General features: G+C 54.9%; 9 protein-coding genes. 4 read left to right on the top strand and 5 right to left on the bottom strand.

What is annotated here, in order from left to right:
• Window positions 1-274: 274 nt before the first annotated feature.
• The 3 genes from WNY38_RS13870 to WNY38_RS13860 are packed head-to-tail and all read right to left on the bottom strand — an operon-like array spanning window position 275 to window position 3131.
• Window positions 275-1303: an iron ABC transporter permease gene (locus WNY38_RS13870; RefSeq protein WP_342857949.1), complete on the bottom strand. Its 1029-nt coding sequence runs from the start codon at window positions 1301-1303 to the stop codon at window positions 275-277.
• 24 nt (window positions 1304-1327) lie between these two features.
• On the bottom strand, window positions 1328-2263 hold the full coding sequence (locus WNY38_RS13865) for an ABC transporter substrate-binding protein (protein WP_342857948.1): 936 nt from the start codon (window positions 2261-2263) through the stop codon (window positions 1328-1330).
• A 16-nt stretch (window positions 2264-2279) separates the two neighbouring features.
• On the bottom strand, window positions 2280-3131 hold the full coding sequence (locus tag WNY38_RS13860; protein WP_342857947.1) for an ABC transporter ATP-binding protein: 852 nt from the start codon (window positions 3129-3131) through the stop codon (window positions 2280-2282).
• A 340-nt stretch (window positions 3132-3471) separates the two neighbouring features.
• Here WNY38_RS13860 and WNY38_RS13855 point away from each other — a divergent pair, with 340 nt between their 5' ends.
• From WNY38_RS13855 to WNY38_RS13840, 4 genes are all read left to right on the top strand, one after another.
• Window positions 3472-4443, top strand: a complete 972-nt coding sequence (locus WNY38_RS13855) for a GTP-binding protein (protein ID WP_342857946.1) — start codon at window positions 3472-3474, stop codon at window positions 4441-4443.
• Entirely contained in the window at window positions 4428-5486 is a 1059-nt protein-coding gene (locus tag WNY38_RS13850) for a WD40 repeat domain-containing protein (RefSeq protein ID WP_342857945.1), read from the top strand. Before WNY38_RS13855 ends, WNY38_RS13850 begins: the two co-directional genes overlap by 16 nt.
• 107 nt (window positions 5487-5593) lie before the next feature.
• On the top strand, window positions 5594-6142 hold the full coding sequence (locus tag WNY38_RS13845; protein WP_342857944.1) for a S24 family peptidase: 549 nt from the start codon (window positions 5594-5596) through the stop codon (window positions 6140-6142).
• Window positions 6143-6455: 313 nt separating this feature from the next.
• Window positions 6456-6734: a DUF6525 family protein gene (locus tag WNY38_RS13840; protein ID WP_342857943.1), complete on the top strand. Its 279-nt coding sequence runs from the start codon at window positions 6456-6458 to the stop codon at window positions 6732-6734.
• Between the two features lie 747 nt (window positions 6735-7481).
• Here WNY38_RS13840 and WNY38_RS13835 read toward each other — a convergent pair.
• Together WNY38_RS13835 and WNY38_RS13830 are read right to left on the bottom strand one after the other, a co-directional pair.
• Window positions 7482-8417: an FAD:protein FMN transferase gene (locus WNY38_RS13835; protein WP_342857942.1), complete on the bottom strand. Its 936-nt coding sequence runs from the start codon at window positions 8415-8417 to the stop codon at window positions 7482-7484.
• Window positions 8418-8496: 79 nt separating this feature from the next.
• On the bottom strand, window positions 8497-9858 hold the full coding sequence (locus WNY38_RS13830) for an ankyrin repeat domain-containing protein (RefSeq protein WP_342857941.1): 1362 nt from the start codon (window positions 9856-9858) through the stop codon (window positions 8497-8499).
• Window positions 9859-9879: the final 21 nt, after the last annotated feature.

Below are 9879 nucleotides of genomic sequence, written 5' to 3'. Positions count from 1 at the left end.
TGGTACGGTACTTCATTTAAAACACTCCATCTCTTCCTAAAGATTAAAGTGTTGCGCCGACCAGTTGAGGCCACCGCTCAAACCGGACCTTCGAGCTCTCTGCGGAGAACGGCAGGTTTGAGCCCACAATTACCAAATTTCTGCGTTGCCGTGAATGTCGGCTGTCAGCATGGTATGGTCAAGCACGCTCCAGTTCATTTATCCACGACCGCGACCTAAAAATTTGGCTGTAAACTTAGCAAGACCTTCCACACCGGGCACGGGCCCCTGCGCGTTATGATGCCCGGCGACCCAAGAGCCAAACGAAGAAGATCCCGCCAATAAGCCCCGTCACAATACCAATGGGGATGTCTTCTGGGGCCATCACGGTTCGTGCTGCAATATCGGCCCAAAGTAGGAAGATCGCGCCAATCAGAGCTGATGCGGGTAAGACGCGGGTGTAGTCGCCTCCAACGAGCATTCGCGCGATATGTGGGACCATGAGGCCAACAAAACCAATGATTCCGGAAAAGGCGACCATCACACCCGTGATAAGCGCTCCGACCACGAATACGGCAAGCCGGAACCGTGCAACGGGGATGCCAAGCGTTGCTGCCGTCTCATCGCCAATTGTCATAGCATTCAGCTGTGTGGTGCGGCTCATTAACCAAGCCCCGCTCGCCAGGAGGATAACCAGCGGATAGACGAGCTGGTCCCACTGCGCGAGACCGAGGCCGCCGAGCATCCAGAAGACCACCGTGTGCGAGGCGCGAGGATCGCCCAGAAAGATGAGCCCGTTTGCTCCAGCCATGATGATAAAGGAGACCGCTACACCTGCGAGAACCAATCGGTCAGCGCTGGTTGCGTCGGCGAGTCTGGATACCCCAAGCACAATGGCCGTCGCCATCAGCGCACCAGCAAAGGCCAAAAGTGGGACCGTCAGAAGCCCCAGAAACAAGCCTGAGTGCAAGAGCGCAAAGATCGCGCCGAAAGCCCCCCCAGACGAGATGCCCAGAAGGTGCGGATCAGCAAGTGGATTGCGAGTAACGGCCTGCAGGGCTGCGCCGACCAGCGCAAGACCCGCACCCACCATCATAGCAAGAAGGGCCCGCGGGAAACGGATGTCCCAAACAATCGCTTCGCGCCCTTGGCTCCATGACTGTTCGATGAGGCCGGGCCAAATTTTATTGGCCAGAACGCTCCAAACCGTGCCCGCATGCACCGGCACAGCACCAACGGACACAGCGATAGACAAAGAGATCAACAGCACAACCAGCCCGCCTGCGGCGAGGGCGGAGCGCCGCCCGAAAATGGAGCGGCGCATTTCTGTCGCAACTTTGCTCATGGCTTATTCATTCCAGAACGCGTCGGCAAGAACCTTGATCGCCTGAATATTGCGAGGACCGGGAGTGGCTTCCACATAATCAAGCGTGACGAAACGGTCGTTCCTGACAGCATCCAAACCAGCGAAGGCCGGGTTCGACATCATGAATGCGCGCTTTTGTTCCGCCGTCACGTCACCGTAGTTGATGATAACGATGATCTCGGGGTTGCGTTCTACCACTTCTTCCCAAGTCACGGTGCCCCAACTTTTTTCAAAGTCATCCATGATATTTACGCCGCCGGCCGCTTCGATGAGCGCAGTTGGCATGGCATAATGTCCAGCTGTGAAAGGGGCATCTTCACCGCTATCATAGACGAACACGCGCAGTGGATCGCCGGTTTCAAGGCTATCCGTGAAGGATGCGAGATCGGCTTTGTAGCCGTCGATCAATGCGGTTGCTGTGTCCTCGACGCCGAAAATCGCCCCGAGATTGGCGATATCGACATACATATCGTCGATGCTGGCTTTGCCCTTTTCCATGATGTGGGAGCAGCTCTCGGTCAATTCATAAACCTTGATCCCGAAGGGCGCGAGGGTTTCGGGAGTGACTTCACCACCGACTTTCATGCCATAGTTCCAGCCCGCAAAGAAAAAGTCAGCTTCGGCCCCGACGAGCACCTCTTTGGACGGATACTTCGACGAAAGCTCTGGCAGTGCCTCAACGCCAGCACGCATCTCTTCATCGAGCGTTTTCCAACCAGAAATACCAGTATAGCCCACCATGCGGTCGGCCAGACCGAGGGCGAGCATCATCTCGGTCAGGTTTACGTCGTTTGAAATTGCGCGTTCTGGGGGGGCGTCAAACGTCACTGTGCGGTTACAGCTTTCAACAGTGGTTTCGGCTGATGCCAACCCTGCGTTTAGGCCAAACAAAAGCGCGCCGAGAACGATGTGTTTCATCATATTTTCCTTTGAATTAAAGATGGAATGTCAGGTGTTTTGTGTCGCTTGGCGCAAGTCGCTCTTGTCTGGCTGTCACGCAGAAGGCCTTTGAAATCCTGCCTTCGGTGAACACCAATTCTGGCGGCCCGAAGCCGAGCGGCGTACCCGCTTGCAACATCAGCACATCATCGCAGACCGCTGCCGCCATGTTGAGGTCGTGCAGCGACGTCACAATTGTAAGGGGTAGATCGCGGATCAGCGACAGCACTTCCAGCTGGTGGCGAATATCAAGGTGGTTCGTTGGTTCATCCAGAATCAACAGACGCGGTTCCTGGGCCAGTGCGCGGGCGACCATGACACGCTGACGTTCCCCCCCAGACAATGTGCCAAGTTGACGGTTGGCGAAGGGGCCAAGGTTCAATTGGTCCAGCGCGCCTTGCACAATGGCGGCATCTCGTGCGCCCGAGGCACCGCCAAACCCCATGCGATGAGGCGTACGCCCTAAGGCGACAATCTCTCGGACGGTCAACGCAAAGTCAGTGGGGTGCTCTTGTAAAACCGCAGCCACAGTTTGCGCGGCTTTGCGCGCAGAAATCGACCAGATATCGGCACCATCCACCTTTACGGCACCGGTCGTAGGGGCGTGGTAACGGTAGAGCAACCTGAGCAACGTGGATTTTCCAGCCCCATTAGACCCGACAACACCGAGGACTCGACCTGGGGCCAAATCAAAACTGACCGGATGAAGGATCGTTCGCTGGGTTCTGGGCACGGACCAACTTACGCCTTCGACCGAAAGGCGTGCTGCCGTATCCACGCGTCCACCTTGTGCCGAGCTGTTTTGATGCGTTTGAAAGGGGGCGACATCGTTTGTGAAGTCTTTCATAGGTGTATTGCCTTCATGTTATAGGCATTGCGCCAAGGTGTGTGACGAGCCCGGAGGCGCTTTTCATGGACGGAAGACGCCCAAGGATAGACAAGACTGGTGTTTGGTCGTGCATGGACTGGTCATCTTAAAATATGTAATGTTATAACATTGCATTAACTAGTCCTAACTGTTACATGGCGTCAAGCAAATTTAGTTTGGGAGATGGAGCAATAAAAAAAATCAGTCTTTGCTATCTGCCTAAGCGCATTAGCTGCACTCCCAACCATTCAGTTTTCGAAGTTCACGACCGATGCAGCGATTGCGCTACCGGCGTGCCAGCCCCTTAAAAGGAAAGACAATGGAAAAAATCGCGAAAGTACCCGTAACCGTATTAACAGGGTTCCTCGGCGCCGGAAAAACCACGCTTTTGAATCGCATCCTCACGGAGCGCCACGGCAAAAAATACGCCGTCATCGTCAATGAGTTCGGCGAAGAAGGTATCGACAACGACTTGGTCGTCGATGCGGACGAAGAAGTGTTCGAGATGAACAATGGGTGCATCTGCTGCACCGTTCGTGGCGATCTGATCCGCATTCTGAGCGGCCTCATGAAACGGGCAGACCAGCTTGACGCAATCATTGTTGAAACAACGGGCCTTGCCGATCCTGCGCCAGTCGCGCAGACTTTTTTCGTTGATCAAGAAGTGGCGAACCGCACCACGCTTGATGCAATCGTGACTGTGGCGGACGCGGTCCATCTTGACGGTCAACTTGGCGCGCACCATGAGGCTGAGGAACAGATCGCCTTCGCCGATGTTGTTTTGCTCAACAAGACCGATCTGGTGGAGCTCGACGGGCTTGAGCGGGTCGAAGCGCGCATTCGCAAGATTAATCCATACGCCAAAATAATCCGTACTGCGCATTGCGCCGCGCCACTTGATGAAGTCATTGGTCTAAACGCCTTTAGCCTTGATCGGGTTCTTGAGGTTGAGCCTGATTTTCTGACCTCCGATCACGACCATGACCACGACGACAACGTGACCAGCGTTTCGTTCGTGTCTGAAACACCGCTTGATTTTGAGAAGTTCCAGACCTGGTTTGGCACACTTTTGCAAACACACGGCCAAGATATCCTGCGCTCGAAGGGCATTCTCGACTTCGTCGAACAGGAGGATCGTTATGTCTTTCAGGGCGTGCATATGTTGATGAGCGGATCAGAGATGGGACCTTGGCCGATCGGAAAAGCGCGCAACTCACGGGTCGTCTTCATCGGACGAAATTTAGAAACGATGGGCCTGCAAGAAGGGTTTGAAGCATGCAAGGCAGCTTAACTGCGGACCACCCAAACCCTGAGGGCATCTCAGAAACCGAACTTGAGCAGCGCGGCGCGCGTTTTGCCTTCGGCGCACCGGTCACCGGTGCGGTCTCTGTGGGCGAAGGTGTCGCGGTAAGTTTCGGCGATGGCAGGGTTCGATTCTTCCAACCCGGGGGCACACCTTTAGAGGTTGAAGCGCACAGGGGGGTTGTTCTTTGCATCGCGGCAGACGGCGATCACGTACTGACCGGAGGAGACGATGGGCGTTTCCTTCGCATTTCTCTTGATGGAACCATCGAAGAGCTCGCGAATTTTGGAACCCGCTGGGTCGACTGCGTTGCAGCCAGCCACGGCCATTTTGCTTGCTCATCAGGTCGTGAAGCCCATGTGTGGTCGTCAGGGCAGACCAAAGTCACTGTCTTTGAGCATGCCAGCACCGTCGGCGGCTTGGCCTTTGATGCAAAAGGAAAACGCCTAGCTGTGACCCACTACGGCGGTGCGACAATTTGGGACCGCGGCGACCGGCGCTGGAAGTCGACAAAGCTTTTTTGGAAAGGTTTTCATGGCGATACCTGCTTTAGCCCTGATGGTAAGTATCTGGTTACGGCCATGCAAGAGAACGCACTTCATGCATGGCGCCTGCGAGACAGAAGTGACTTTGCAATGCCTGGGTATCCCATAAAAATCAAAAGCCTAGCCTGGGTCAATGACACCCCGTATTTGATTACATCTGGTGCTGATGAAGCCATCGCTTGGCCCTTCGATGGCAAAGACGGCCCACTGGGCCGCAAACCAGTTTGCGTCGCGTACAACAACGACCAACTCGTAACATGCGTGCATGCCTTACCTGGGGAAGGCGCGATCTTTGCCGGGTTTCGAGATGGTTCGGTTCAATTGGCAGAACTCGACGAGACGAAGACGGCCTTAGTCATCTCAGGTCCAACCGGCGCAGAGGTGACTGCCATTGTCGTATCAATCTCTTCTTCATACCTTTTGATTGGTGACGCGAGCGGGAACGTGCTGTGGGCACCGCTTTGGGCAGGAGCCACAAATGCTTGACATGTTTGACAAGAGACCTTTGCGATCTGGCCAGCCAGTATGCGTGAACCAAGTCCTGCCAGTCTATTTTTGTAATTCTGGCTAGAGCAAGTGCTTAAGAGTCGATAATGAAGACGCATCTTGGCCGATCTGGACGCCATATAGACCGCGCTCTGGTGCTGTGCGGCTATGAGGATGACCCCAGGTCCAACGTGATCACCGGCTTATCAATGGTCATCCGCGCTTCGATCAGTGGCGCGGCGGCCAGCTACGATCTGGTGGATGTACCGCTGCACGAAGCCAGCCTTGCTGCTGGGGCAGGGGCCGCGAATGGTGCTGAGCCTATCGTGGATTACCTATCCTTTCGCCGCGACTGGCTGCGCCGCATCGGCACAGCCCCCGCAAACGCCGTCTTGGCGCGGGTCACAGGCGACAGCATGGAGCCAACGATTTGGGCAGGGGATATGGTGCTCGTCGACAGATCAAAAACCGTCGTGCCGGTGCGAACCAGCTCTAGCAAGAAAGGCCGCAGCGCTATCTATGCCGTGTTGGATGACGGCCACGCCCGCGTCAAACGGATCGAGCGCCCAAGCGAAGACCAAATCCTGCTACTTTCCGACAACCCCGACTACCCCCCCCGAATTCGCCCCCCAAAAAACGCTCTCCATCATCGGTAAGGTGATGTGGTGGGGGCATACGAATAGGGATTGATCTTCATTTTTGTTTAAAACGGAAATCTAGCTATATTAGTTTCGCTTCAGGCAGTTTCCATACTGTTTGCCTTGAGCCGCTTTCTGCAAAAATGATGTGCTTGCTTGGATCAATATGTAATGTTATTACATATTGTTTTGGTTTGGTGGCGGCATTAAATTAGCTATCGATCTAGAGAAGGTGGAGACTCCATATGCAGTTCATAGCAGCAATAGAAATCAAGGCGACTATCGTATCGCATACGCTTCTAAATAGGCGTGACGCGCCACAGGCTGCGTGATGGAGCGTTCTCGGCGGAAGCGAAATTCCCAAACCAGTTTAAAGCGGCGCGTACGAAAAGGGGATTCTATGGCGGCTTATGATCAACTGCCGACGGAATTGCGATCTTGGCTTATGCATGCAGCGTTACCGTGGTCGCCACGTTCGGTGCTACGGTCTTGGAAAAAGTCTTTACAGACTTACAACGGCGATACTGAAGAGGCTAAGCAGCACCTATCACGTGTCGAGCGCCAAATTCTTAAACGAGATAAATTCCACCCCCGAATAGACGACGCGTGACGCTCAAGACTGTCTTGGCTTGATGGCCCAAAGCTGTACATGCTGTGTGATAAACGATCTCAGTCAACCATAAAGACACGGTGACCTTCCTTGCGATTTTTGCCGCAAAATAGGTGGTCTTGATTATGCATAAACCGAACCTTTTGTTTCTCAATCAATCATTGTCACTTTTCTTCTGCCTTTGGTGGAGTGCATCCACCATGGACGTATCGTTTGCCGCAAGTGTTCCTGCAGCCGCCAAACCGTCAACGATGCGCACCGCCTCCCTGTAAAAATAGGAGCCAACCGTACTTGTCTCGGCCAATCTGACAAGAGAGACAATCAGATCGCGCTGCACACGGTGTTGGCGGGGTCCTCCTGTGTCAGGCGCTGCGCAATCTCGTAGCCCTCGGTATAGCGCACGAGGGCCGCATCTGCGTCCCCCCGCGCCACATGCAAATCTCCGAGCTTGTTGAGGCTGACAAAGAGGTCGCGCTGTATGCTCATACGAATAGGGATTAAATTTAAGATAGCTTTGAGGCGTAGCGAGCGGCCCTAAGCTGCCGTTAACGACAGTCTCAAATGATGCGGTGCGCCATAGTGGGCATTGATGCTTTGCTGCAGCATTATTAGTACGCTAAGGTCTGTTAAGCGGGACAAACCGGCCTTTTGGACCATAGCGACCTATGGCAGCTTCTTCACGATCCAGCATGCCCCTATAATGCAAAAGACCCAGTCTGACTTTATGTCAGCAACCAGCCTTGTTCGTCACCGCGTGATTTTGCTGCTTTCGCGCGGCACGGCATCAAAAGAGAACGCGCCAGTACTGAATTCACGAAGCCCACCATCGCAGGCGTCAAGATAGATGATCGCCAGACCATTGCGATTTGCAAATGTGAGGGCACCGTTCCGACCCATAACAAAAAGTGCTGTGGCCAACGCATCCGCTTTGGCGGCGCAATCGGCCATAACGGTGACCGACGATACAGATCGGCGCAAAGGCGTGCGGGTCACGGGGTCAAAAAGATGTGTGACCGTTTCGTCCCTAAATTCCCGCAGGTTTCTGGTATTGCCAGAGGTGGCAATGCCGCCATGAACCTGAACGTCACGATATAGAATTCGACGATCTGGCACAGGCAATTCCACGCTGACCGACCAAGGCCGCCCGCCCGCCTGTGTGCCACGAACGGCAAGATCACCAGCGACTTCGACGCAGGCATCATGAAACCCATGGTCACAAAGCAACCCCAGCAAGCGATCCGCGGCAAAGCCTTTGGCGATGGCTGACAGGTCCAGCCAGTTTTCGGTATTTCGGCGCATGCGCATTCTTGTTGCATCAAAAGACAGCGGTGCCGTGCCATGGGGCGTACCGATAGCACCGTCACCCGCGGCATGGCCCCCAGAAAAACCGGCGGCCTGAATTTCGGCCCCCATGAACGGGTCAAACGCATGATCGGTTAAAGACATCATGTTCTGTGACAGGGCGGCGACATCGAACAAATCACGCTCGACGTCAACCCAGATGCCAACCGGCGTCGCGTTAAGACGCATCAAACCGCTTTCAGTTGTCCACGTGGACAACGACAGATCAAGCGCATCAAGCCTGCGTTGCAGACGGTTTAACAGAGCGTCAGGATCAAGGGGAAGTTGGGCAAGCCGGACCTGCCAAGCGCCGCCCATGGTCTGGCCGTTAAATTCTATCATTTTATTGTTCTGGCATTTTGTTGCTCTGGCATTTCACAGTTTTGGAAATGAGGGCCAGCGCAATGCTGGCCCCCGTCCTTTAGAACAGGCCAATCACGTCGCTGCCTGCCAGTTTCGCGTTGTCACTGACCATGTCGGCAACGGTATCGCCAAAGCTGTCGGCAGCAGTTGTGTCCGCACCGGCCTCAACCAGAAAACGGATCGCATCTGCGTTGCCGGATGTGGCGGCATAGTGCAACAGCGCGGTCATCCCGTTGCTATCAACCGCGTTCACATCTGCGCCGCTCTCGATGAGCGCACGCAAAAGATCGACCGGTTGATCCGCATTGGCAGCAACTGTCAGGGCGGTATCACCGTTGTCTTTCAACGTCGCAGCGTCAACGCCAGCCTCCAGCAGCAGCAAGGCATTCGTCTGGCCGTTTTCATCGCCGTGGGACAACGCCTCATGCAGGGCTGCAGCGCCCGACATTTCAATATCTACCTTGCCCGACATCAAAAGTACGCCAACGATACCGGGTTCGTTTTCGGCCGCAGCAATCACCAGTGGCGTTTCGCCATTCGCATCTGCAAGGTTCACGTCTAGTCCAAGATCAATCAGCCGCTGCATAACCGCTGCATCATTTTCAGCCGCCAATGCGATCGCGTTTCGACCCTCGGCATTAACGCCCTCCGCGCTTAGGCCTTGGGCAAGTAGAAAGTCCAGAACCTCGACAGACGGATTGCGCACAGCGGCCAGCAGAACGGCATTGTTGCCGTTTGCATCCGTCAGCGTCACGTCGGCATGTTCCGCAAGGAACTGAACAACATCAAGATATGGATTGCGATAGGCGGCGTTTAGAACCACGTTCATGCCGTCGTTATCAAGCGTGTCATAGGCCAACCCCTGTTCATGCAAAAAGGCCAGCAATTCGACTGACGGGGTGCGCTGTGCGGCCTCGTGCAGGGCGCTGCGCCCGTTTTCATCCAGCAGCATCGGATCGATCCCGATTTCCACCAGTCGCGCGTAGACAGCCGGATCGGTCTGAGCGCGGGTCGCATGGGCGTAAGCGTTGCGTTTGGTGTCATCAAGAACGTCCAAATCCGGATTGGCACTCAACAAAACGTCAAGCGCGGCAAGGTCACCGCCTTTGGACACCCAGAAAAATGGCGGACGGCCATCGTGGCCGATCTGGTTCACGTCCGCACCATTATCGAGCAAGAACTGGACAACCTCAGCCGACGCGCCCTCATTGCCTGCTCGGATCAATGCAGAATAACCGTTATCGTCGATGGCGTTGATATCAATTCCCGTGGCCAACGCGGCGGTGGTGGTTTCGACGGTGACGTCGTCCCAGAAGTCCACGGTGGTCATGATGGTCGTTTCAGCCTGCGCTGCCTGTGCGAAACCGAGGCCCGCAATCAGTGCGAGCGCCGAGACCATAGACGTAAGAGAACGTTGCATGTGTATTTCCTTTGGCTTTTA

Source organism: Pacificibacter sp. AS14 (genome assembly GCF_038899935.1).
Classification (GTDB): Bacteria; Pseudomonadota; Alphaproteobacteria; order Rhodobacterales; family Rhodobacteraceae; genus Celeribacter.
This window is presented reverse-complemented; position numbering and strand designations above follow the sequence as displayed.

What these genes read in the sequence shown, in the direction of transcription:
- WNY38_RS13845 (WP_342857944.1), top strand. Translation starts at nt 5,594, where the DNA reads ATGAAGACGCATCTTGGCCGATCTGGACGCCATATAGACCGCGCTCTG.
- WNY38_RS13840 (WP_342857943.1), top strand. Translation starts at nt 6,456, where the DNA reads ATGGAGCGTTCTCGGCGGAAGCGAAATTCCCAAACCAGTTTAAAGCGG.
- WNY38_RS13870 (WP_342857949.1), bottom strand. Translation starts at nt 1,303, where the DNA reads ATGCGCCGCTCCATTTTCGGGCGGCGCTCCGCCCTCGCCGCAGGCGGG.
- WNY38_RS13855 (WP_342857946.1), top strand. Translation starts at nt 3,472, where the DNA reads ATGGAAAAAATCGCGAAAGTACCCGTAACCGTATTAACAGGGTTCCTC.
- WNY38_RS13850 (WP_342857945.1), top strand. Translation starts at nt 4,428, where the DNA reads ATGCAAGGCAGCTTAACTGCGGACCACCCAAACCCTGAGGGCATCTCA.
- WNY38_RS13860 (WP_342857947.1), bottom strand. Translation starts at nt 3,131, where the DNA reads ATGAAAGACTTCACAAACGATGTCGCCCCCTTTCAAACGCATCAAAAC.
- WNY38_RS13830 (WP_342857941.1), bottom strand. Translation starts at nt 9,858, where the DNA reads ATGCAACGTTCTCTTACGTCTATGGTCTCGGCGCTCGCACTGATTGCG.
- WNY38_RS13865 (WP_342857948.1), bottom strand. Translation starts at nt 2,263, where the DNA reads ATGAAACACATCGTTCTCGGCGCGCTTTTGTTTGGCCTAAACGCAGGG.
- WNY38_RS13835 (WP_342857942.1), bottom strand. Translation starts at nt 8,417, where the DNA reads ATGATAGAATTTAACGGCCAGACCATGGGCGGCGCTTGGCAGGTCCGG.